The sequence below is a fragment of the Shewanella sp. SG41-4 genome (assembly GCF_014164505.1).
Taxonomy (GTDB): domain Bacteria; phylum Pseudomonadota; class Gammaproteobacteria; order Enterobacterales; family Shewanellaceae; genus Shewanella.
In genome coordinates this window covers 1-25,422 of record NZ_JACJFI010000036.1, presented here as the reverse complement: position 1 = coordinate 25,422, position 25,422 = coordinate 1, and the positions used below count along the sequence as shown (strand labels likewise).

Below are 25,422 nucleotides of genomic sequence, written 5' to 3'. Positions count from 1 at the left end.
GTTTACCATCTGCACTAGAGTATGCAAACTGGTTGCAGCAAATGGATTAATTTTGGCGCTATCACCCAGTTGGCATGCTGTAATCGCGTGACCAGTAATACAATGTTCAGCTTGCAGTAAAAAGATACTTTCGTCTGGCATTTTTTGGTAATCAATCGGCTGTAAAAATTGTTCCGATGCCTCTTTGTGCATCACCATTTTAAACGGATCAATACCTACCTTCATGCTATGAAAACCACTTGTGTCGACAGGTAACGCTAATATCAATAAATCCAACTCACCTTTTGCCAATGCATCCAAAAGACGTTCGGTTGTGTCTTCTTTTAATAACAAACTGAGTTTAGGGTAATCTTGCTGGCATAACTTAACCACTCGACTCAGTAAGAAAGGCGCGATTGTCGGAATACAACCTAAACGAATTTCGCCTGTCATCGGTTCGCCTTGATTTTTAACCAATTCAACTAAGTCATCAACATTGGTTAGAATATTTCGAGCACGCTCAACCACTTCTTCACCGATGGCGGTAAACATGAATGATTTATGATCACGTTCAATCAACTGATAACCCAGTTGTTCTTCCAGGTTTTGGATACCACTAGATAAAGTCGATTGACTCACAAAGCATATCTTGGCGGCGCGATTAAAATTTTGCTCTTGGTGTAAATGAACCAAATAATAAAGGTTCTTGAGGCTAGGAAGATTTTTCATACAAACGATTACCTTTAGCTATTTTAATTCAAATAATGAATTAAAATAGCTAAAATAACAAGGGGTCGATGTCCGATATTGAACAAACGACCATAAAAAATGCCTCTTTCAATAAGAGGCATTTCAACAAACTGATTCCAGGCACTAATGTAGATGCTTATCTAAACTGATTATGCTGCTAACACTATACTCTACGGGTCATTACACTTTTGCTTATAAGTAAGCTTTCAGTTGCGGTAAATCTTGTGCCGCATGCTCATCCAAACTGATTATGCTGCCAACACAAGACTGTACTGCTAATTACGCTTTCGCTTCTAAATACACTTTCAGTTGTTGTAGATCTTGTGCAGCATGCGCAACGATTTCAGCAAGCCATACCTTATGTTCAGTTTCCCATTGAGCTTCTTCACCGTGTTGTAGTAACTGTGAAAATTGCTGAACGCGTTTAAGACCAACAGATCCTGCAGCACCTTTAAATTTATGAGCTTCTGCGCATAACGTTTCTTTGTCATTTGCATCGCCAGCTTTCACTAAGCTACTGATATATTCAGGCATTAACTGCTCGAATAACACTACGCTTTTCAATAATGTTCCAGCACCTATGGCACTGATATATTGCTCAAGGGTATTGAGATCCAATATTGACTCTAACTGCGTTGTGGACATAAAGGCACCTCTATCAAAATATAACGCTATAAAATTATAAATATGATACCGAGTAAAATACCCTATGCAAGACTTGCCAATATTTAGCTGTCATTTAGTTGTTATTTAATGGAAACATTACATTTTATTAACATAAATACCCAGCAGGTATTACCAATGTTTAAAAATACATCATATTGGTAATATTTTACTCAATAATACAGTTGATAATCGTTAGCGCTTTCATTTAGATTAATAGAAAACAATTTTTATTTTGATCTTATTTATTCATTCACGATTAAACTATTGATATGTCCCCGCTAAACCATGCTTTGGTAGTTAAAGATATTGCACTGCCTTGCCCGCCGAATTCTTTAAGTTCATCCACAATCGCCACTAAACCATCCCACCTAAACGCACACCAATCAGGGGCGAGTAACATTGGTTTTTTGGTGTAGGCCGTTACGCGATGAAAGATAATCTCTTTTGGGGTGTGACGAATGAGTTTTGCAGCCTCAGAGGCATACTCTTCTAGACTCATTAGCGGCATAGGATGATAACGCCACTGCTTCGCCATAATACTGCCTTCAACGATATGCAAAGGGTGCAATTTTAGTCCATCAACACCGATCCCTAATACTGTTTGTAAACTATTAAAATAGTCTGCCGATGTTTCACCTGGCAAACCTAAAATCAGATGGGTACACACCTTAATGCCTTTAGCGCGCGCCTTTTTAACTGTTTCACGATACTCACACAACTGGTGGCCACGATTAATCCGCTTTAAAGTGTGATTATTGGCCGTTTGTAAGCCAAGTTCCAGCCACACTTCAATGCCTCTTTGTTGATACTCAACCAGTAAATCAAGTACTTCATTAGGCACACAGTCAGGACGAGTTCCTATATGAAGTCCGACAATATCGGCATCCTCAAGAGCTTGATCATACTTTTGCTTTAACACTTTATATTCGTCGTAGGTGCTAGTATAAGCCTGAAAATACGCGATATATTTTGCAGTAGAAGCGGAATTAACATCCACAGATGCAGTGCATTTTTTTGCAGATTGAGCGCGAACCTTACCTTCAGTTAATTGCATTGCAATTGGCTGCTCTCTACCTCTATCGTCACTAAATGAGGCGACATTACAAAAAGTACAGCCGCCTACCCCTAACGTGCCATCTCGATTGGGACAGGTAAATTGGGCATCGATAGTTAGTTTTTTTATCCTTTGCCCATATAAACGTTTGCAATGCACTCCAAACGTATTAACGTAATCATCTAAACCCACAAGTTGTTCTCATCATCACTCCAAAGTTCGCCAGTGTAGTCAGACGATAAACACCTGTCTTGGTGCTAAATCAATAAACTGTCTATCAATTCAAGTAGACCTTAAAGTTGTGTGCAAACGCCAAAAACATTTAAAACAATTTGAGTAATTTATACATTATCTAAAATGAATATTTAGTCATTTAGAATAATTTTTTACCCAAAGACTGTATTTGAAATAAAATTCACTATTTTTATTTCAAAAATAATTCCTTGTTGTTGTTGCAAAAAGGTAAACAATTGTTTTAATTTTTTCTAAAATTCTTTTTATTCAGAACGTTATAGGTGATTTATCACAGTTTACGTTAACGTAAAGCTGGTAGCTTATAACGTAATTTTAGTAATAACATTTCAGTTTGTTGCATTTTTTTGGTTTGACCTTTATTCATTCTCAGTTTAATTTGAATGGTTCGGGTGCATATCTATGGATATTCTTCAAATTTACCCCGAGTCGTATCTTGTAGAGGTTTAGGGGGTTTTTTGTATGAGCTTGTATCATCCCAGTTTTGAGCGTGACAATTGCGGATTTGGTTTAATTGCACAAATGGACGGCGACGCGAGTCACCGCATTGTGCGTACCGCGATTCATGGTCTCGATCGAATGAAGCATCGTGGTGGTATTGCAGCTGACGGACGCACAGGTGATGGCTGTGGTTTATTAATGCAAATGCCTACAGATTTTTTTGAAGCTATTGCAGCAGAAAACGATTGGCATTTAAGCCGAAATTTTGCCGTAGGTATGCTATTTCTCAGCCAGGATGAACAACGCGCTGATGAAGCGAAGTTTATCTTAGAAAAAGAACTACAACGAGAAACACTCAGTGTCGCTGGCTGGCGTAAAGTACCGATTAATCCGGATGTCTTGGGGGAGATTGGCCGGGAAAGTTTGCCACAAATTTATCAAGTATTGATCAACGCGCCTGTGGGCTGGCGGGAAAAAGATCTTGAACGTCGCTTGTATATGGCTCGTCGTCGTCTTGAACAACAGATCACCGATGACAAAGACTTTTATGTCGCCAGCCTTTCAGGGCAAGTCATTGTCTATAAAGGCTTAATGATGCCTGCAGATCTGCCATCATTTTATACCGACCTAGCAGACATTCGCTTAAAAAGTGCTATATGCTTATTCCATCAGCGCTTTTCAACTAACACATCGCCAAAGTGGCCATTAGCTCAACCGTTTCGTTACCTTGCTCATAACGGCGAAATCAATACCATTACCGGTAACCGCCAATGGGCAAGAGCGCGCGCCTATAAGTTTAATTCACCTTTACTACCCGATTTACAACAGGCCGCCCCTTTTGTTAACGAAACAGGTTCAGACTCGTCTTCTTTAGACAATATGCTCGAAATGTTGTTATCAGGCGGGATGGATTTATATCGAGCTATGCGCTTGCTTATTCCACCTGCATGGCAATCAAATCCTGAAATGGATGACGAGTTAAAAGCATTCTATGATTTTAACTCAATGCACATGGAGCCGTGGGACGGCCCTGCAGGCATTGTAATGACCAATGGCCGCCACGCTGCCTGCGCGGTAGATCGCAACGGCCTACGCCCTTCTCGTTACGTTATAACCAAGGATCGTATCCTCACCTTAGCGTCTGAAGTGGGTATTTGGGATTATTCCGCCGATGAAGTGATTGAAAAAGGCCGCGTTGGGCCCGGTGAGTTATTAGTGTTAGATACCTTGAATGGTCGTTTGTATCATTCATTTGAAATTGATAATGACTTAAAGCGTCGTCATCCTTACAAAGAGTGGATGGCTAAAAACAGTCAGACATTGATCCCTGCTGAGGAAATGGCACCGACTAAACAAGGTTCAAGTGGCTTTGATAGTAAAACACTGCTGCAATATCAAAAACAGTTTGGTTTTACCCGCGAAGAATTAGAACAAGTTATTTGGGTACTTGCCAGTAAAGGTGAAGAAGCCATTGGCTCAATGGGTGATGACACTCCTATGGCTGTATTGTCGAAAAAGTCGCGTTCATTGTACGACTATTTCCGTCAAAAATTTGCTCAGGTAACCAACCCGCCTATTGATCCGTTACGTGAAAAACACGTGATGTCGTTAGCCACTTGCGTCGGCCGTGAACAAAATCTATTTAGCGAGACCACCGGTAATGCTTACCGAGTCATGTTCAATTCACCAATTTTGTTATTCAGTGACTTTAATCAGTTACTAGGGTTAGACAGTACTAACTATCGCGCCAACACAGTTGATTTAAACTACGATGCCAATGAAACACTAGAGCAAGCTATTCGCCGTATTACCGACGAAGCAGAACGCTTAGCTCGCAGCGGCACGACATTGTTAGTATTGTCAGACCGTGCAGTAGCGAAAAGTGCTCAAGTTATCCCTGCCGCTATGGCTGTGGGCTCGGTGCAAACTCGTTTAGTGGATAAGAGCCTGCGTTGTGACACTAACATTATTGTTGAAACGGCTTCAACACGCGATCCGCATCATTTTGCGGTGTTAATTGGTTTTGGTGCAACGGCTATCTACCCTTACCTTGCCTATGAATCTATTTCAGCGATGGCAAAACTACATAAAGTAGATGATGTAACCCATTTAATGCTTAACTTCCGTTATGGCATTGAAAAAGGTTTACGTAAAATCATGTCTAAAATGGGCATCAGTACCGTTGGTTCATATCGTTGTAGCCAACAATTTGAAGCAGTAGGTTTAGCCAGTGATGTGATTGAATTATGTTTTAAAGGCGTAATTAGTCGTATTGAAGGTGTCAGCTTTAACCATATTGCTGATGACCAGAAAATACTTCATACAGCCGCATATCGGGCACATGTGCCATTACCGCAAGGTGGTTTGTTAAAATATGTTGAAGGTGGTGAATATCACGCCTTTAACCCAGATGTAGTGAATACCTTACAAGCATCATTAAAAGATAAAAACTACGCCGAGTACAAAAAGTTTACTCATTTAGTTGATGATCGCCCAGTGGCCACGTTACGTGATTTAATAGGCATTAAAGGTCAACTAAATGCCATTGAAATAGACACGGTAGAAGGCGCTGAAAAGCTTTACTCTCGTTTTGATAGCGCAGCCATGAGTATCGGTGCATTAAGCCCAGAAGCTCATGAAGCGTTAGCTGTTGCGATGAACCGTCTTGGTGGACGCTCAAACTCTGGTGAAGGTGGAGAAGATGCGCGTCGTTTCAATAGCGAACGTAACTCGGCCATCAAACAAATTGCATCGGGTCGCTTTGGCGTGACCGCGCATTACTTAGTTAACGCTGATGTGCTGCAAATTAAAATCGCTCAAGGCGCTAAACCGGGTGAAGGCGGGCAATTACCGGGGCACAAAGTCAGTGTTGAAATCGCAGGACTTCGTCATGCTCGTCCAGGTGTGACCTTGATTTCACCGCCACCGCACCACGATATTTACTCGATTGAAGATTTAGCTCAGCTGATTTTCGATTTAAAACAAATCAATCCAAAAGCCTTAGTGTCGGTCAAGCTAGTATCAGAACCCGGTGTTGGCACCATTGCAACCGGTGTTGCAAAAGCCTATGCCGATATGATCACCATATCAGGTTACGACGGCGGCACTGGCGCAAGCCCTATCACCTCGGTGAAATACGCCGGTTCTCCTTGGGAGCTTGGATTAGCAGAGGTGCATCAGTCGCTAGTAGAAAATGGTTTACGTCATAAAATCCGCTTACAAGTGGATGGCGGCTTAAAAACCGGTACCGACGTGATTAAAGCAGCGTTACTGGGTGCCGAAAGCTTTGGCTTTGGTACTGTGCCAATGATTGCGCTAGGGTGTAAATACTTACGTATTTGTCATCTTAATAATTGTGCAACAGGTGTTGCAACTCAAGATAAAAACTTACGCGAAAACCATTATCACGGTTTACCAGAACGTGTCATGACCTACTTTGAATTTGTGGCTCAAGAAGTCCGTGAATGGATGGCTGCATTAGGGGTAACTCAGTTCGAAGATTTAGTCGGACGGAGCGACTGGTTACATGCGCTTGAAGGTCAAACAGACAAGCAGCGAGGCTTGGATTTAGCGCCAATTTTATATAAACCAAAAGTACAGCCAAACTCGTCATTGACTTGGAAAGAAACCAATCCGCCTTCAGATGTCGGTCAACTAAACCAAACCTTGTTAGCTGATTGTCGTAGTGCTGTTGAAAGCGGCGAACCGTTCTCTTATCAATATCAAATCAATAATACCGATCGCTCGGTAGGCGCGACATTGTCAGGTTTTATCGCCACTACAGTTGGTGTTACTGGCGCAAAACAGCCGATCACACTTGGATTTAGTGGCAGCGCGGGTCAAAGCTTTGGCGTATGGAATAGCACTGGCCTTGAACTTAAACTGTGCGGCGATGCCAATGATTATGTTGGTAAAGGCATGTCTGGCGGTAAAATTGTTATTCACCCACCTATCGGTAGCCCGTTCCAAAGTGAACGCAGCGCCATTATGGGTAACACATGTTTGTATGGCGCTACTGGCGGTAAGTTGTTTGCTGCAGGCCAAGCGGGTGAGCGTTTTGCTGTACGTAACTCTGGCGCCATCGCGGTCGTTGAAGGCAGTGGTGATAATTGCTGTGAATACATGACCAGCGGTATCGTGGTTATCTTAGGCAAGACTGGGGTCAACTTCGGTGCGGGTATGACAGGCGGATTTGCCTATGTATTTGACCAGTTTGGTCGCTTTAGTCGCCGAGTAAACACCGAAATGGTCGATACTCAAAAATTAGAATCTACCATCCACCAGCAACACTTAAAAGGCCTGATCGAAACTCACTATGCTGAAACAGGCAGTGAGCATGCTTACATGATTTTAAGTGATTTTGACAACTGGTTGGATTGTTTTGTATTAGTTAAACCAAAGAATATTGCCGTTGCTGACCTGCTAAAAATTGAGCAGAAGAGTCCGGAATTAGTGGTAAAGGCGGGGTAATCATTATGAGCAATGACTTTCAATTTATAGAAGTGGGTCGAGCTGACCCCATTAAACATGAAGCGAAAAAACGTGCTACACAATTTATTGAAATTTATCAGCCGTTTACACAACCAGAAGTAAAAGAGCAAGCCGACCGCTGTCTTGACTGTGGTAACCCGTATTGCGAATGGAAATGCCCTCTGCATAACTACATTCCAAACTGGCTAAAATTGGCAGAAGAAGGTCGCATTATGGAAGCGGCAGACTTGGTGCATGAAACCAATACTTTGCCAGAAATCTGCGGACGAGTGTGCCCGCAAGACCGTTTATGCGAAGGGGCTTGTACCTTAAACGATGACTTTGGTGCGGTCACAATCGGTAGTGTTGAAAAGTACATTACCGATACTGCGATAGCCCAAGGTTGGCGCCCAAACTTGAAGGATGTAACACCACGTAAAGAACGTGTTGCCATTATTGGCGCGGGTCCTGCGGGTCTTGGGTGTGCTGACGTGTTGGCTCGCAATGGTGTGCAAGCCGTGGTGTATGATAAATATCCGCAGATAGGTGGCTTGCTTACTTATGGCATTCCTTCTTTCAAGCTTGATAAAAGTGTAATGGCAACTCGCCGTTCAGTGCTTGAAGGCATGGGCATTCAATTTAAAATGGGTGTGACTGTCGGAAAAGATATTAGCTTTCAGAGCCTATTAGATGAATACGATTCAGTCTTCCTAGGTATGGGTACATACACCGCCATGAAGGCTAAACTGCCTAACGAAGACGCTCAAGGCGTGCTCCAAGCGCTGCCGTATCTTATTGGCAATACCCATCACATTATGGGTACTCAAGATGACGCCACACCCTACCTAAGCCTTGAGGGTAAAGATGTTGTGGTATTAGGCGGCGGTGATACTGCAATGGATTGTGTACGTACAGCCATTCGTCAAGGCGCTAAAAGTGTAACGTGTGCATACCGTCGTGACGAAGCCAACATGCCAGGCTCTCGCCGTGAAGTGCAAAATGCGCGCGAAGAAGGGGTTAACTTCTTATTTAATCGTCAACCAGTGGCAATTAAAGCAGAAAACGGTCAAGTGGTCGGGATTGAATGCGTTGAAACCCAAATGGGTGAAGCTGATGCCAGTGGACGTCAACGCGCTGAAATCATTGCAGGTAGTGAGCAAATATTGGCAACCGATGCGCTGATTATAGCCTTTGGTTTCCAAGCTAGCCCTGCTGCTTGGTTTAGTGATTTTGGAATCGAAACCAACGAATGGGGATTAGTTAAGGCCAAGAAAACCGACGACAATCCATTCCAAACCACTAACCCTAAAGTGTTTGCCGGTGGTGATATGGTGCGAGGGTCTGACCTGGTTGTTACTGCTATAGCAGAAGGTCGAGATGCTGCATTAGGCATTTTAAACTATTTAGATTAACAGCTTGCTAGCCATAATAACGCTAAAAGCAGGCTAAAGGTAAACTGACCTTTAGCCTGCTTTTAGTCTAATAACAAAAGCTGTAATACCGTGTTTGCTTGTGAATTTTCGCGCATTTTTTGATGCGCTTTTTTTTATCTTTTTTAAGGACGATGATTCACAATGATAGCCCACAAATAGGATTCAATTTGAGTTACGATTTTGTAGTTGAACTGACTAAAAAATAGCTGAAAATATTATCTTTTAATTGTGGATGCTCATCTGAAAATTTCACCCCAATATTCAATACATCTTCAACATTTTGAACTTTGACCATGCTACCCGTTAAGATCCCAGAAAGGTCAGTATTAATTGAGATAGCCACATGTATTTCTTCGCCTTGTTCAATATTCACCGACTTGGCGTCAACCGTCAGCAAGCAGCCAGTAGCAGAAAAATCGAGCATTTTCGCACTGATTTTTTTGTCATTGTGCATAATAAACACTTCTTGCTCAATATTAACACGCAACTGCTCTCTGACCTTTTTCTTGATAATGGTTTTAGGCACACTAAGACACAGCATTCTAATCGGTTGATTAACCACAGATAATATAGTGGATTTAAAGGCAATAATGTCTTTAAATCCACTATTGGTCATAGCCCTTACCACAATTTCAGCATTGGCTAACATATGTTGATAAGCCTCAGAAAAACCTTTATTGGGATACTCAATCAAGATAAACCGTCCAACTTGATAACCAATCAAGCTAGAACGTGACTGGGCTTTTTTACCATTGGCAAAATGAATTTCAATGAACAATTCCATACCGATATCGATCAGGCTCAGGTCAGCATACAACGAAGCACTAGCAGGTGTTTTCATCGTTTCCCTTCCATTTTAATCACAACCCAAATAAGCCTTTGCCTCATCAATACATTGACTCCAAAAACAATCTATAACGTTAAGATAGCAGATTCTACTTCAGAGTAACTATGGTAACCAAGCAATAGGCCTAATAAGCATCAGAACTATTGCTTGTCTTTATTCTCTACATTTATTTCACAGTAAACTTAGTATCTTCATTTCTTAGCATATAAAGCGCAAAACAAGCAGCCCACATTGGCCATGCAGCAAAGAATAATAAGTTATTAAATGCATCAAAATATTGGTTAAATGCCGATAATGTTGAAGCGCCATGCATTAGAAAGATAACCCCGTAAGTGATACGCTTTTTAAACCCTAATACAAAAGCGAACACGAGCAGTAATTGTAAGCCACCCATAATATATGCTGCGACTTCACTCACACCACCAATGCCGTAAAACTTCTCAAATATTTTCATGCTATGGCCAGGATTGACGAATTTATCCAATGTCCACACTAGCATCACTAAAAATACACCTAAGCGTAAAGATAATAACGACCATTGTAATTTACTTTGAACATCGCTAGTCAGTGTTGTTTGCATCATAATTCCTTAAAAAATATAAATAAAACTCATTCTAATGAGCTTTTAATAGGCTAAACTGATTTGACTAAAATACTCAATCAGCCGCCAATTGACCGAGTTTGCCAAGATTATGTTGCGCTAGTAGTTATGCCATTTAGATCTAATACAATGAAAATTGGCATAACATGATTGAAATATACTTGTTAACAACAAGGTCTCTTTCACCAAGTTCATTACAGCAGAAAAAATTATGCCTATTTATCGTTACCCTAACCGTTCACTTACCGCACTCGCTATTAGCCTAGCCCTGTATTCGTCTATAGCCTCATCAATGGCTACAGCAGCCGAAGACACCTCATCTATCGAAGTCATTCAGGTATCAGGTAAATCGATTAACGATAAAGGCATGTCACCTAAAAACAGCACGGTTAATGGCCCATTTGGTGACGGAATAGCATTAAAAGATATCGCACGTTCAGTTACGCCTATCACCAGTGAAATGATTGAACAGCTTAATATCACTGACTTATCCGATATTCAAAAAGTCAGCCCAAACAGTTACTCAGCAAGTGGCTTTGGCGCATCAAGCCTACCCACTATTCGTGGACAATTAGGTGAGTTATATCAAGATGGTGTGCGCCGCCAGGCGGGCAACAATGGCTTTGGTGTACCGATGTCATTTAACGCCATTGATCAAATTGATGTGGTAAAGGGTGCGCCGCCAGTGCTACTGGGCACCAGCCAACGTAATGGCGGTTTTGTTAACTTGCATTCCAAAGTCGCGCCAACTGACGAGCAATTTAATAAGCTCACCCTATCTGGCGGCAGTTGGGATCATTACCGAGCTCAAATAGATGTTGGCACTGACATTGTCGCCAATCAAAGCGGTGTTCGCTTAAGTGCAGAACATATCGATAATGGCAGCTTTTATGATTATTCAGGCTTTAAAAGCGACAGTATTTTTGTGGCATTTCGTTTACTGCCAGACGATGCCAGCACCTGGGACATTAATGTCGAATACTATGATGTTGAGTTTACCGACAACGCGGGGATTAACCGTCCAACTCAAGCATTAATCGACAACGGTTTATACGTTACAGGTCAAGGTGTACAGCCTAATGGCAGTACCATTGCTGGCGCTAATGCTATCGTATCGCCAACCGGGTTAGTTGAGATAGATCGCAGCCAAGTATTAACCGACCCAGACAACATCAATAACGCCCAAACCTTCTTACTTCACAGTACTTATGTGCGTGAGTTAAGCGATAAAGCGACCTTTAAAAACATTACCTATTATCAACATTTAGAACGTGAAGAAATTGCTCAAAATAGTTTTGTTGAAATTATTGATGGTGCAGATACTGCACAAAACAGAGTTGAATTAGCCTATACATGGAGCGATGCTCAAAGCACCATTACTGCGGTGGATATCCGCTACAACAAAGTATTAGGTTACAGTCAATTTACCACCGAAGCTGACTTACCTATCGATTTAACTGGCCCCATTGAAAATCGCCGTATTCCGCTTACTGCTGAGCAACAAGGTCGATTAGTTGAACTGCGCCCTGGTGTGTTTGTGTCACCCGGTGCTCAGTACGATACCAATGCAGATGGCAGCGGCGATTTTTCATTATCTGACACCACTGACTCAACCAGCTGGCAAACCGGTCTAGCCATTCAACATAACAGCCAATGGACAGATAAGTTTTCCACCAGCGTAGGTTATCGTGCCGATTTTTATAATGTAGATGCGCGTGATGCCATTGCTCCACAAGGGCAAGTTGCAGCCAGCGATTCAATAAGTGAAATGCTTGAATCTGGCCAAGTCAGTTTGAGTTACCGCCTTAGTGACGACATCACTACCTATGCCAGCGCAAGTTATAACGAATCAACCTCAAACAGTATGGCTGGCGGCACCACGTTAGGCGCCAACAACCAAATTAGTAGCCAAAACTTTGCCACCGAAAACACCTTAACTGAAGTCGGCATAAAATATTCGCCAAGCGACAGTGCTTGGTATGTTGATGCTGCAGTGTTTGACCAAAAACGCAGTCTGCGAAATCGTGATGGCAGCAACACCGGCATTCGCACTAAAGGCTTTGAAGCCCAAGCCTTTTATGATGCAGACCCATTTTGGTTAAGCGCAGGCTACAGTTATTTAGACGCTCGCTATGATGATTCTGCCAGTAGCCAAGATACGGTACAAGTTGCCGATACGTTTGATAACTCACGCCCAGATATTATTCAAGGCACGGGTATTGGCGCACCAAACTTCGCTTCATTTGCACCGTCGGACCGCCGTGTACAAGGCTTGCCTGAACAAACGTTCACAATTAATGGCGGAATGTCGATTACTGAGAAATGGAAAGCCGGTTTCTCCGGTCTATATACCAAGAGTTACCCATTAGACTATTTATCGACTGTGTATATTCGCGATCAATACACGCTTAACGTTAGCACTCGCTATGATTTTACCGAGCAAACAAGTGTAAGGCTGGATGTGAATAACGTGACTAACCAAAAGAACTGGCGTCCGGTGTTTGAAGGCGGTTATTTCGGATCGACATTGGTTTTTCCTGAACTACCTGTTAACGCTACCCTTACCTTACAGCATTCATTTTAAGGCTATAAATTATGTTTAAAAAAATTGTGTTATTACTGATTGCTGCATCATTAGTGGGGTTATTTTTCCACTTTGATTTGCATCAATTACTGACCTTAGAGGGCCTAAAAGGCTCGATGAATGACTTTAGTCAATTACGTGAAGAGTCACCATTGTTAGTTATTGGCGGGTTCTTTTTATTGTACGTGGCCGTAACCGCATTGTCCTTACCTGGTGCCGCGATTCTTACCATCGCCTCGGGAGCCTTATTTGGCATCGTCGAAGGGTTAATTATTGCTTCGTTTGCCTCAAGTATCGGCGCAACAATGGCATTTTTAGTGTCGCGTTATCTATTGCGTGACTCAATTAAACAACGTTTTCCTGAGCGCTTAGCGGCGATTGATGCCGGCATTGAAAAAGAAGGCGGCTTTTACTTATTTACCTTACGTTTGGTACCAATATTTCCGTTCTTTTTAATCAACATGCTAATGGGTGTGACCGCTTTTAAATCGTGGACTTTTTACTGGGTAAGCCAAGTCGGCATGTTTTTGGGTACCTTTGTTTACGTTAATGCCGGTACTCAGCTGGCACAAATTGACAGCTTATCGAACATTTTATCGCTTAATCTCATCCTGTCGTTTGCACTATTAGGTTTATTCCCGCTTATCGCTAAGGCAATAGTCAATATGATCAAAAAACGTCGCGTATACAGCAAATGGACCAAGCCAGCTAAATTTGATCGCAACATGATTGTGATTGGCGCAGGTGCTGGTGGCCTAGTAACCAGTTATATTGCTGCCGCAGTAAAAGCTAAAGTGACCTTAATTGAAGCCGGCGAAATGGGCGGCGACTGCTTAAACTATGGCTGTGTGCCGAGTAAAGCGATTATTAAAAGCGCTAAAATTGCTCAGCAAATACGAAACGCCCATCATTACGGCTTAGAAGACAGCACTCCTGAATTCTCATTTAAAAAAGTCATGGCGCGCGTGCATCAAGTGGTGGCCGATATAGCTCCCCACGACAGTGTTGAGCGTTACACTAATCTAGGTGTCGACGTAGTCAAAGGCTATGCAAAATTAGTTGACCCATGGACAGTTGAAATTAGCCACCCAGACGGTCACACCAGTCGCTTAACCGCGCGCAGCATTGTCATTGCTACAGGTGCTCGCCCGTTTGTGCCACCGTTACCAGGCATAGAAGAAGTCGGTTATGTTACCAGTGATACCTTGTGGGATGAGTTTGCAAAACTCGATACTGCACCACAAAAATTAGTGGTACTGGGCGGCGGCCCAATTGGTTCTGAACTGGCACAAAGCTTTGCCCGTTTAGGATCCAAAGTGACTCAAGTTGAAATGGCTGAGCGCATCATGATCAAAGAAGATCTTGAAGTGTCTGAGTTTGCCACCCAAGCTTTGCAAAAAAGTGGCGTGAATATTTTAACCTCACACCAAGCGCTGCGCTGCGAACTGCGTGACGGTAAAAAATACCTTATTGTTAAGCATCAAGAGCAAGAGTTAGCGTTAGAATACGACCAACTATTATGTGCTGTCGGTCGTAGTGCTCGCTTAAGCGGTTACGGCTTAGAAGAGCTAGGCATTGAAACCAACCGCACTATCGTCACCAATGAATATTTAGAAACCTTATACCCAAATATCTATGCGGCGGGTGACATTGTTGGGCCTTATCAATTTACTCACGTAGCGGCGCATCAAGGCTGGTACGCGGCAGTCAATGGACTGTTTGGACACTTGAAAAAGTTCAAAGTGGATTACCGCGTCATTCCATGGACTACGTTTATCGATCCAGAAGTGGCTCGTGTGGGTATTAATGAATACGAAGCCAAACAGCAAGGTATTGATTACGAAGTGACTCGCTTTGATTTTGCCGAGCTTGATCGCGCCATTACCGACAGTGCTACCGAAGGGTTTATTAAAGTGATTACCCCTAAAGGTAAAGATAAAATCTTAGGTGTGACCGTGGTGTCTGAACACGCTGGCGACTTAATTGCAGAATTTGTGTTGGCGATGAAACACGGCTTAGGCCTTAACAAGATTTTAGGCACGATTCACAGCTACCCAACATGGGCCGAAGGCAACAAGTACGCCGCAGGTGAATGGAAGCGTAACCATGCACCAGAAACTGTATTGCGCTGGTTAGAAAAATACCACACATGGCGTCGTGGCTAACCTGACAGAGAAATGACTCAGGTTCACCTAGCTAAGGCTCACGAAATTGGGCCTTATCTTTAGAATCATTTAGCTTTTGGATCATAAAGATGGATCTTAAAAATAGGTCTCAGATAATGAAAATATTAACGCGATGTGCTCAATCGTTTGTACTCACAGTCGGTCTATTGCTGAGCTTGTTTGGCATTAATACGGCTATTGCGGCGGTGGAAGAGTCTGAGGTGCTTTCTGATACTAATCATCTTGTGCAGAGCCAGACAAAAATGGCACTGCATGATGAGTGGAATACCTTACTCAGCCGTCATGTAAAACCGATTAATTCAGGTCACAGTAGCGCAATAGATTACGCAGCGATACAACAAGATCGAACCATATTGACCGACTATCTCAACCAATTGAGTCTGATCACCCAAGCAGAGTTTGATGCTTGGGACAAAGCGTCGCAATTAGCATTTTTAATCAATGCTTACAACGCGTGGACCGTTGAGCTTATTTTAACCAAATATCCTGATCTCGACTCAATTAAAGACCTAGGCGGGTTATTTAGCTCACCTTGGGATAAAAGTTTTATTCCGTTATTGGGTAAAACCCGTAGCCTCAATGATATTGAACACAAACTCATACGTGGTAGTGATCGTTACAACGACCCCAGAATCCACTTCGCGGTAAACTGTGCCAGTATTGGTTGCCCTGCACTGCGCGAAGATGCCTATACAGGTGCTAAACTCGAGCTGCAATTAACCGAGCAAACTGAACGTTTTCTTGCCGATAGCAGCCGAAATTATGCCAAGGGAGACAGCTTGTATTTGTCTTCTATTTTTAAATGGTATGGCGATGACTTTACCAAAGGATTTCGTAACACTCATTCGATTGAAGCGTTTTTACTGCTTTATTCCAATAGTGATAAGGGTGTTCTGACATTAACCCCAGACCAGCGCCAAGCAGCAGAGAAACAACAACTCGATATTGAATTTTTAGATTATGACTGGTCACTTAATGTTGCTGGCTAATTTACGCAGGCGCAACATCGTTAGCACAGCCTTTTACTGCAACCTTATAAAATCTAAGGTTGCAGTAAGCTTTGGGCTTAGTGCTTTTTTGCTTACTGCTAACTTTTGGGTTGGTATGGCTCATGCTTCTACCAACGATGTTGTAATTGTTGTAGACAAGTCGTCAGCACGAATTCAAGCATCTACATCAATCCAAGCGTCTGCTCAAACATCAGTTCAAACATCAGTTCAAACATCAACGTCATCATGGTCAGAGGTTGAATCTCTAGGCGTGAATCAAGATGTGTACTTTCATGCTTGGGGTGGCGATCCGCAAATAAATCGTTATATTCAATGGGCGGCGAAACAAGTTAAGCAGCAATACCAGATCAATTTACACCATGTAAAACTCACTGACACCAGTGAAGCGGTCAGCCGAGTATTAGCCGAAAAATCAGCAAGCAATAATCATCAAGGCCAAGTCGATTTAGTGTGGATTAACGGTGAAAACTTTGCCGCCATGGCCAAGCATCAACTGCTGGCGCCAAATTGGGCCCTGCAATTACCCAACTTTAGCTTAACCGACCCAGACAATAATCCTGCGATGACCCGCGATTTTGGTGTGCCAACACAAGGGATGGAAGCGCCGTGGGGAAAGGCCTCGTTGACGTTTTATTACGACAGCCTAGTGACCACATCACCACCGCAAACTTTGCAACAATTAAGCCTGTGGGCCAAACAACATCCAGGCCGATTTACCTACCCTAAACCGCCTGACTTTTTAGCCACCAGCTTTTTAAAGTACGCCTTAATTGTACTGAACAACTCAGAGCCTGAAGCGATTAAAAATTTGCTTTATCAACCCGCAACAATGCAAAGCCAGGCTTTGTTATTGCCGGTATTGTGGCAATATTTAGATGAACTACATCCGCATTTATGGCGCAAGGGTAGACACTTTATGTCTAGCGGCATGGAGCTTCGCCGCTTAATAGGCGATAGTGAACTTGCACTCGCATTTACCTTTTCAGCCGCTGAAATTCCGGCGGCCGTTGCCCGTTTTGAATTACCCGACAGTAGCCGTAGTTATCGTATGCAAGATGGCAGTTTGAGCAATATTCATTTTATCGCTATTCCCTATAATGCCGCTCATCGGGACAGCGCTAAGTTAGTGGTCAACTTTTTACTCAGCCCACAAGCGCAAGCACACAAACAGCAAGCTAATGTATGGGGCGACACCAGCGTGCTGGCACTATCAAAGCTAACTGCCGAGCAGCAAGCTTGGTTTGCCCCGCCCAAACAGTCACATCCCAGTGCCACTATTGCTAATCAAGCAATCAGCCCAGCGTTGAGCGAGCCAGATCCAAGCTGGAGTAAAGTTATTGCACAGCAATGGTTGCAGCGCTATGGGGTGATGAAATGAGCGCGGTAGTCAAATTGTTCAATCCTATTGTGCGCATCAGTCCATTTATTATGATGGCACTGTTAGTTATTCCGGTATTGGGCGGCTTATTGGGCGTCATTCTGCCTGCATTTGGTTGGATCCCCGCTTTAGATCACACCTCATTTAGCCTGAATGGTTTTGGCCAACTATGGCAAACACCAGGGATTGGCCACATGGCACTGTTGAGCATTAGCACCAGCCTTATCAGCACTTTATTAGCCTTTTTAATCACCATACTGATCCTAGCAAGTTACTTTAACAGCTCGTGGCTGGGTTATATTCAGCGGCTTTTAGGCCCAATTCTTGTTATCCCCCACGCTGCAGCAGCCATTGCCATTAGTTTTTTAATAACACCATCAGGCATGTTATCTCGACTCGTATCACCTTGGTTAAGTGGTTGGGATGCGCCACCCGATTGGCTATATCCACACGATGCGATGGGGCTGAGTATTATTCTTGGACTGACATTAAAAGAGCTGCCTTTTTTGTTGTTAATGGCGCTAGGCGTTTTAGCACAACCCGACCTTGGGCAAACATTACGGGCACAACACAAAGTGGCATTAAGCTTAGGTTATTGCCCAATGACGGCATTTTTTAAAGTGGTGTTACCCAGCTTATATCCCCATTTACGCTTACCCATATTAGCAGTATTGGCCTACGCCAGTGCCAGTGTAGAGATCCCCTTAATTTTAGGCCCTAACAATCCACCTACATTGGCTGTAGCGATTATGCAGTGGTTTCACGACGTAGACTTAAGCCTTCGGATTAAAGCGTCAGCGGGGGCGATATTTCAAATTCAACTCACCTTATTCGTATTAGCCTGCTGGTGGTTACTGGAACGCTTAGTGAGTCAATTGGCTAAATCGATGTTAACCAATGGCGAGCGCGAATACGGCGGTGCCCTGATTCAAAAAGTAACACATGTGATCACCGCCTTGATGTTAACTACGATAGGTTTGGCATTATTAGGGCTAGTGTTATGGTCTGTTGCGGGCTTTTGGCATTTTCCTGATGCCTTGCCACAACAATTTGTAATGCTCCACTGGCAAACGGCATTGCAACAAATGCACACGCCACTTATCGACACCATACTGATTGCAATCTGCGCCACAATTCTGGCGATAACCTTAACCTTGCTCACCTTAGAAGCTGAGCAGCACAGCGGGAAATCACTATCACTACTGAGCAGTGTGTTAATTTATCTGCCTTTGCTGATCCCAAGCATCGCGTTTTTATTTGGTTTGGTCTGGTTACTTGAGCAAGTAAACAGTCAGCATACTTTTATCAATGTAGTACTCGCCCACTTGTTGTTTGTATTGCCTTATGTGTTTTTATCGCTGGCCAGTAGCTATCGTCGTTTAGATCCACGCTTTAGTATTGTTGCGGCCAGTCTTGGGGCCAGTAAAGCAAAAATATTTTTCCGGATTAAACTGCCTATGTTGATTGGGCCAATATTCATTGCTTGCGCACTCGGTTTAGCCATTAGCTTTAGCCAATATTTACCGACCTTACTTACTGGTGGCGGGCGTATCAACACCATTACTACCGAAGCGGTTTCGCTCGCCAATGGAGGAAGCCGTAGAATTAGTGCAGTGTATGCGTTAATGCAGATGGTTCTCCCCGCCTTAGGCTTTTTACTGGCTTGGCTATTGCCAAAGATCATTGTCAAAAATCATCGCCAAAAATGATGACCAAAATGATTACCGAAATATTAGTTAAGCGCCACCAACAAGGATAATAATGCAAACATTCGCGAGTACAGCCAAAAACTCAAATAGTGCATCAATATCAGAACTCACCATTGATGGACTGATCTTGCGTCGCCAGCAACAAACCTTATTATCACTAAGTGCTACCATTAACGGCGGTGAAATATTGACGATTATGGGACCATCTGGCAGCGGTAAATCGACCTTATTAAATTGGTTAACAGGCATGTTGCCAGCAGGATTTAGTGCTGAAGGTCAATTGCATTTAAACGGCCAAAATATCACTACAACAGCCAGTCATTTACGCCATATTGGCTTACTCTATCAAGACCCATTATTGTTTCCGCACTTATCCGTGGCAGGAAACATCGGTTTTGCTATGCCACCAAGCCCTAAAGCACAGCGACAAGCCGCAATTAGTGAAGCGTTGGTCCAAGTAGGTTTAGGCGGATTAGAACAACGTGACCCACAAAGTTTGTCGGGCGGTCAGCAAGCTAGGGTGGCATTGCTACGGGTATTGCTTAGTCAACCTAAAGCCATATTATTAGACGAGCCTTTTAGTAAACTGGACAGTCAGTTACGCCAAGAAACCAGACAACTCGTTTTTGATCAAATACGCCAGCATCAGCTACCTGCCATTATGGTGACTCACGATCAAACTGATGCCGATGCAGCCCAAGGGAAAGTGATTTCGCTTTGAGTATTGGTCATTATTAACTAAGAAATTACTCAAATGAAAATACTATAATCAACAGAACTCTAATCAACAGCGCTCTAATCAACAGTGCTGATGTAGATAGAACAGATACATATAAAAAATATAGATAAGCCCGAAATTAATAAACTCGTAGCTTTAACTGAATAGTAATGATAATCAATAGATTAACCGGAATAACATCATGCTAGATAGATTTATAACCCCAGTAATAAAACCACTATTAACGCCTATAGTGCTGTTACTCGACAAAAATAATGTCCATCCCGATAAGCTTACCTTAGTGGGTTTAGGGTTAGGCTTGTTGGCAGTACCATTATTAGCGTTACAGCTTTGGTATGCCGCCTTGCTCTTTATAGTACTTAATCGAATTATCGACGGACTCGATGGCGCCCTTGCCCGCCATCAAAAACACACAAGTGCCGCGGGTGGCTATTTAGATATTTGTGTCGACTTTCTATTTTATGCCGCTATTCCTCTTGGATTTGCCTTAGCCAATCCTAATGAAAACGCTTTGGCCGCTGCGGTATTGTTAACCGTATTTATTGGCACAGGTTCAAGTTTTTTAGCCTTTGCGATACCGGCCGAAAAATTGAATTTGCCTCGGCCACAATTTGCCCATAAGAGCTTTTACTTTTTAAACGGCTTAACCGAAGGTACCGAAACCATCGCCTTCTTTATCGCCTTTTGTTTGTGGCCGGCTTATTTTCCAGAGCTTGCTTATAGCTTTGCATTTTTAGGGGCTATTACCATTTTTACTCGCATTCATGGCGGCTACCACACCCTAAAAAATCATACCTTGAAACAAAACACATCAGCTAACCAGTCTCAACGAGGCAAATCAGCATGATGGACAATATTTCATCTATTCGACTCGGGGTATTTTTAGCGATATTGACATTAATGCTGCTACTGGAGTTTTGGTTGCCGGCTAGGCATTTACCCAACAGAGCCAACGCACCGAAACCAGCTACGCGCTGGATAGGCAATATCGGTTTATTGGTGATTTCAGCAATAGCAGCCCGAATGGTATTACCAATAGGATTAGCAGGTATTGCACTGTACTGTCAGCAGCAACAATGGGGACTGTTCAATTATATTGCATTACCTGATTGGGCTAGCATCATCATAAGCTTGTTGTTATTAGACCTGCTTATTTACTGGCAACACAGACTGTTTCATCGAGTGCCGTTATTGTGGCGATTACATAAAGTTCATCATGCTGACGTTCATGTCGACAGTACTACTGCATTGCGATTTCACCCATTAGAAATCATCGCCAGTATTGGGATTAAAGCATTAGCGATCATCCTACTTGGGGTACCCGCCAGTGCAGTGATCATATTTGAGATTTTACTAAATGGTTTAGCCATATTTAACCATGCCAATATCCGGTTATCACCAAGACTAGAACACATCGTAAGAACCGTATTAGTGACTCAAATATTACACCGAATTCATCACAGCCAAATAATGCGCGAGAGCAACAGCAACTTTGGTTTTAGTATTGTGTGGTGGGATCGGTTATTTGGTACCTATTCTGCTAAGGCCAGTAAAGCAGACGAGGATATTGATATAGGGTTAATCGAATACCCAAACGAGAAGCAAAACGCGTGGCTAACAGGGTTGTTATGGATGCCGTTTACCAAAAAAAAATAACGGTTTACTTTGATTTTAATAAACACTGGTATAACACCATACGTGCAATTAAGTCCAACTCACTGTATTTAAGCCATAAATAGAATGATGTACCGTTAGGTGTGAATTTATAGAAGTATTTATTATGCACTTTTGTGATATGTGACTGCTGAAGCACTTGATTAATCGATGATAGTTTATCAAAATATTATTAATATATTGCTAAAGGATAAAGAGACTATGATCGGTTTTACCCAAGGTTTGAAAACTAAAATAGCCGACTTAGAGCACCAATTAGTCACTCATAAACAGCAACATTCAGATGAATTAAATCAATTAAAACAGACTATTGCTCAGTTAAGCCAGCAATTGAACCATTCTAATAGCCAATCTGAATACGATACCGCACGCGCCAATTTACAATTGCTGGGCGCAACAATGCTCAATGATATTCGCGACACCACCTTGGTAAACTCGATTAAGTTAGATGAAGAAAAACAAATGCTGTCTGAATTAGATAAGTTATTTAATCAAACACATGTCGCGATTGGCAACTTAAAAAAACGAGCTGGACATCTAAATGATCATGCAGAAAAAAGCATGGCTACAGCCGCAGAATTAAGTCTTTCGGCCAATGGAATAAGTAGTTTAGTTTCATCTATCCAGCAAATTTCTGAACAAACCAATCTACTGGCTCTTAATGCAGCCATTGAGGCAGCACGAGCAGGTGATGCAGGTCGTGGCTTTGCAGTGGTAGCAAGCGAAGTGCGCCAACTGGCCAGCAATGCTCATGATGCCAGCGCTAATATCGAAAAATTAGTCGCTACGGTCATTGAACAAACAGAACAAATTAAGAGTGTGGTGGTTACCAACCAAACTTGTTCTAGGGATATAGCGGTATCTTCAGAACAAATTAATCAAGTAGTGACGGACGTATTACAAAGCTCAGGCGTAATGAAACGAGTCATTGGAGAGGCCTCTATGACTGCTTTCTTAACCACGGTAAAACTGGATCACAGTGTATGGAAAAGTAACGTTTACAGTATACTTGCTAACAAAGATTTGAATGCGAGTGTTAATAGCCATACTGAGTGCCGACTAGGCAAATGGTATTACAAAGGCGAAGGTCAAAATTTTGCAAGTTTATCAAGTTTTAAAACTATAGAACAACCACATACAACCGTACACAGTGCAGGCAAAGCTGCTGTTATTGCCATGCAGTCGGGTGATGAGTCAGCAATTTTGACTCACCTCGAAACTATGGAGCAAGCGAGTATAAATGTAGTTCGAGCAATCGATCATTTGCTAACACAAAGTCAGCAGTAAAATTAACCTTAGAACCTTCATGAGATTAAAATATAAATCACCCAAACCCATTACTCCAGAACAATTTTTTGAACATGTTAGCAAGAAAGGACTGAAGTTTGAGCATCTAGACCGTTTACAAAAAGCGTAAACGCTTATACCAATCTATAACGTAAGATTGGTATAAGTCGATTTATACTAGTGACTATACTTCAGTCAAAATATCAGCATAAGGTAGACGAGACTTGGTAAGTTTGGCATTAAAGTCCAATTCTGCATCGCTATAGCCAATCGGTACGACAACTAAGCTAGTGTAACCTTTTTCGCGTAAACCAAATTCTGCATCGAGTACTTTGGCTTCAATCCCTTCCATTGGTACGGCATCAATACCCAGTGCTGACGCACCTAATAAGAATGCGCCTAAATTGAGGTACACTTGCTTGTCCATCCAATGCTGTACATCTTTAAAATCTTGTTTGTGTAAATCAATAAACATATTACGGCCACCGTGCATCCGATCTTTAAAAACAGGATCTGCATCAAAACGGCCATCTAGCGCTTCTTGCTCAAGCACTTTTAATAAGTAATCTTGTTCAATGTCTAACTTGCTGCAAAAAACCACCACATGTGAAGCATTTAAAATAGATGAGGTATTAAACGGATAAATAGCCGTTGCTTTCGCTATTTTGGCTTTAGCTTCATCGGTTGAAGCAATAATAAAATGCCACGGTTGAGCATTAACGCTCGAAGGTGCAAATCTAAGTAACTCTTTAATCTTTTCAATCTTATCTGCTGGGATTTTTTTGCTGATATCAAAGGCTTTAACGGCTTGGCGCTGTTTTGCATAATAAGTAATATCGTGTTGCATGATTTTCCTCTAAATAACGTCGATGACACTTTAATTGGCAATGCTGAGACAAGCTGCCTTGATTGACGTTATTGTGCCGTGATTGATTAAGGTTAAAAAGAGCAGTTTATCCCAATCACTATGGCAAAAATAACCCACAATAGCAGGATTTGAACACGAGATTTAGCATCAAGTATCCTAATAAAATCACTGTCAATTTTCACTAATTTATCATGCTCATGATATATTAGCGCCCATTCGTATTTGCTCATTCTGTTAAGGTTCACTCATGAAAATCGGTATTATTGGCGCAATGGAGCCAGAAGTTGTTCATTTAGTTCAAGCTATTGTAGATCCAGTACATACAACAATTGCTGGCATCGAATTTATTAGCGGCAGCATTGCCGGTAAAGACGTGGTAGTAACCCGTTCAGGTATCGGTAAAGTGGCAGCCAGTATTGCAACCACATTATTAATCGAAAAGTTTGCTGCTACCCATGTGATTAACACTGGCTCCGCGGGTGGTTTTGTTGATTCACTGGCGATTGGCGATATTGTCATATCATCAGAAGTCCGTCATCACGATGTAGACGTCACTGCATTTGGTTATGAAATTGGCCAAATGGCTCAGCAACCTGCGGCATTTATACCAGACAACGCATTAGTCAATGCGGCTAAAAGCGCTGTCGCTGAATTAGGTGAAGTTAAGGCAATTGAAGGGTTAATTTGTACTGGCGACAGCTTTATTTGCGATCCTGTTCGCACAAAAGTCATGCGTGAAAACTTTCCAACAATGGCAGCTTGTGAGATGGAAGGCGCAGCTATAGCGCAAGTTTGTCACCAATTTACAGTACCATTTGTGGTTATTCGCTCATTGTCAGACAATGCCAACAATGACTCGCTGGTTGATTTTGACTCTTATATCATCAAAGCTGGTTTGCATTCTGCCATGATGGTTATCGCACTGTTACAACAGCTATAAATCGTCTAGACTAAGTTCATAGGTTAAGTTCAGATTACGCTCAGATTAAGCTCATAAACTCTGTTCAGGTACTATGGCATACATAGTACCTGCTGCTGGGTGAAGGAAGCACTCCGGTTAATCATCAGTCCAATTATTGAGTCATTATGGTCAATCAATTATTCAACCCTCAATTACTTAGCCAGGATGGCGGGTTATTACAAAGCTGTTGTATTTTGTTTTGTGCGTTAATATTGGCTCGATTTGCTCCTATTCCAAGAGAGCTGCAACCACTATTATGGTTTAACCGTTTAGCGAACCTGATATCCGTTAAAGTCAATCATCCACAGCGAGCTGTGAGCCAACAACTTATCGCCGGAATATTAGCCACACTGATTTTGATAGTACCTAGCGGGATTATCGTCAGTTTTCTACTCAGCCTTGCTGCCTATCCATGGTTTTTTGAACTCATCATTTTGTATTTTTGTTTATGTGATTCAGCTTTTAAATCAGTTGCTGAAAAAGTAGTTACAGCAATAAAAGCGGGTAATAAGCAGGACGCCAAACAACTACTC

At 42.4% G+C, this 25,422-nt stretch carries 19 protein-coding genes; 13 read left to right on the top strand and 6 right to left on the bottom strand.

Going from position 1 to position 25,422, the window contains the following annotated elements; all coding sequences use genetic code 11:
* The 3 genes from oxyR to H5202_RS05765 form a co-directional block, all read right to left on the bottom strand.
* The coding region (gene oxyR, locus H5202_RS05775) for a hydrogen peroxide-inducible genes transcriptional activator OxyR (protein WP_182771217.1) at nt 1-708 on the bottom strand (708 nt) is incomplete at its 3' end.
* A gap of 300 nt (nt 709-1,008) precedes the next feature.
* A complete protein-coding gene (locus tag H5202_RS05770; protein ID WP_182771216.1) occupies nt 1,009-1,374 on the bottom strand; it encodes an Hpt domain-containing protein in 366 nt (121 codons plus the stop codon).
* Between the two features lie 277 nt (nt 1,375-1,651).
* On the bottom strand, nt 1,652-2,641 hold the full coding sequence (locus H5202_RS05765) for a TIGR01212 family radical SAM protein (RefSeq protein ID WP_182771215.1): 990 nt from the start codon (nt 2,639-2,641) through the stop codon (nt 1,652-1,654).
* A gap of 522 nt (nt 2,642-3,163) precedes the next feature.
* On the opposite strand from H5202_RS05765, the gene gltB reads away from it, so the two are divergent.
* Together gltB and H5202_RS05755 are read left to right on the top strand one after the other, a co-directional pair.
* A complete protein-coding gene (gene gltB, locus H5202_RS05760) occupies nt 3,164-7,612 on the top strand; it encodes a glutamate synthase large subunit (RefSeq protein WP_182771214.1) in 4,449 nt (1,482 codons plus the stop codon).
* 5 nt (nt 7,613-7,617) lie between these two features.
* Nucleotides 7,618-9,024, top strand: coding sequence for an FAD-dependent oxidoreductase (locus H5202_RS05755; protein WP_182771213.1), 1,407 nt, complete (start codon nt 7,618-7,620; stop codon nt 9,022-9,024).
* A 193-nt stretch (nt 9,025-9,217) separates the two neighbouring features.
* Here H5202_RS05755 and H5202_RS05750 read toward each other — a convergent pair whose 3' ends face one another.
* Together H5202_RS05750 and H5202_RS05745 are read right to left on the bottom strand one after the other, a co-directional pair.
* Entirely contained in the window at nt 9,218-9,886 is a 669-nt protein-coding gene (locus H5202_RS05750; protein WP_182771212.1) for a flagellar brake protein, read from the bottom strand.
* A 172-nt stretch (nt 9,887-10,058) separates the two neighbouring features.
* Nucleotides 10,059-10,472: a hypothetical protein gene (locus tag H5202_RS05745; protein ID WP_182771219.1), complete on the bottom strand. Its 414-nt coding sequence runs from the start codon at nt 10,470-10,472 to the stop codon at nt 10,059-10,061.
* Between the two features lie 232 nt (nt 10,473-10,704).
* Here H5202_RS05745 and H5202_RS05740 point away from each other — a divergent pair, with 232 nt between their 5' ends.
* The 9 genes from H5202_RS05740 to H5202_RS05700 all read left to right on the top strand — a co-directional run bounded on the left by H5202_RS05740 (nt 10,705) and on the right by H5202_RS05700 (nt 23,060).
* Nucleotides 10,705-13,077 (top strand): TonB-dependent receptor domain-containing protein, encoded by a 2,373-nt coding sequence (locus H5202_RS05740; protein WP_182771211.1) that lies wholly within the window; start codon nt 10,705-10,707, stop codon nt 13,075-13,077.
* Between the two features lie 11 nt (nt 13,078-13,088).
* A complete protein-coding gene (locus H5202_RS05735) occupies nt 13,089-15,242 on the top strand; it encodes an FAD-dependent oxidoreductase (protein WP_182771210.1) in 2,154 nt (717 codons plus the stop codon).
* A gap of 116 nt (nt 15,243-15,358) precedes the next feature.
* Nucleotides 15,359-16,252, top strand: a complete 894-nt coding sequence (locus tag H5202_RS05730; protein ID WP_182771209.1) for a DUF547 domain-containing protein — start codon at nt 15,359-15,361, stop codon at nt 16,250-16,252.
* A 115-nt stretch (nt 16,253-16,367) separates the two neighbouring features.
* Nucleotides 16,368-17,651 (top strand): ABC transporter substrate-binding protein, encoded by a 1,284-nt coding sequence (locus H5202_RS05725; protein WP_182771208.1) that lies wholly within the window; start codon nt 16,368-16,370, stop codon nt 17,649-17,651.
* Entirely contained in the window at nt 17,648-19,360 is a 1,713-nt protein-coding gene (locus H5202_RS05720) for an ABC transporter permease (protein WP_220493775.1), read from the top strand. Before H5202_RS05725 ends, H5202_RS05720 begins: the two co-directional genes overlap by 4 nt.
* A gap of 52 nt (nt 19,361-19,412) precedes the next feature.
* A complete protein-coding gene (locus H5202_RS05715; protein WP_259397201.1) occupies nt 19,413-20,081 on the top strand; it encodes an ATP-binding cassette domain-containing protein in 669 nt (222 codons plus the stop codon).
* Nucleotides 20,082-20,280: 199 nt separating this feature from the next.
* Entirely contained in the window at nt 20,281-20,946 is a 666-nt protein-coding gene (locus tag H5202_RS05710) for a CDP-alcohol phosphatidyltransferase family protein (protein WP_182771206.1), read from the top strand.
* Nucleotides 20,946-21,755 (top strand): sterol desaturase family protein, encoded by an 810-nt coding sequence (locus tag H5202_RS05705; RefSeq protein WP_443019339.1) that lies wholly within the window; start codon nt 20,946-20,948, stop codon nt 21,753-21,755. Before H5202_RS05710 ends, H5202_RS05705 begins: the two co-directional genes overlap by 1 nt.
* Nucleotides 21,756-21,974: 219 nt before the next feature.
* A complete protein-coding gene (locus tag H5202_RS05700) occupies nt 21,975-23,060 on the top strand; it encodes a methyl-accepting chemotaxis protein (RefSeq protein ID WP_182771204.1) in 1,086 nt (361 codons plus the stop codon).
* Nucleotides 23,061-23,244: 184 nt separating this feature from the next.
* Here the strand turns inward: H5202_RS05700 and nfsB are convergent, their stop codons facing one another.
* Nucleotides 23,245-23,907 (bottom strand): oxygen-insensitive NAD(P)H nitroreductase, encoded by a 663-nt coding sequence (gene nfsB / locus H5202_RS05695; RefSeq protein WP_182771203.1) that lies wholly within the window; start codon nt 23,905-23,907, stop codon nt 23,245-23,247.
* Between the two features lie 268 nt (nt 23,908-24,175).
* Between nfsB and H5202_RS05690 the strand changes: the two genes are divergently transcribed.
* Nucleotides 24,176-24,868, top strand: coding sequence for a 5'-methylthioadenosine/adenosylhomocysteine nucleosidase (locus tag H5202_RS05690; RefSeq protein ID WP_182771202.1), 693 nt, complete (start codon nt 24,176-24,178; stop codon nt 24,866-24,868).
* 146 nt (nt 24,869-25,014) lie between these two features.
* Nucleotides 25,015-25,422: cobalamin biosynthesis protein (locus tag H5202_RS05685; protein WP_182771201.1), on the top strand; the 408-nt coding region annotated here is incomplete at its 3' end.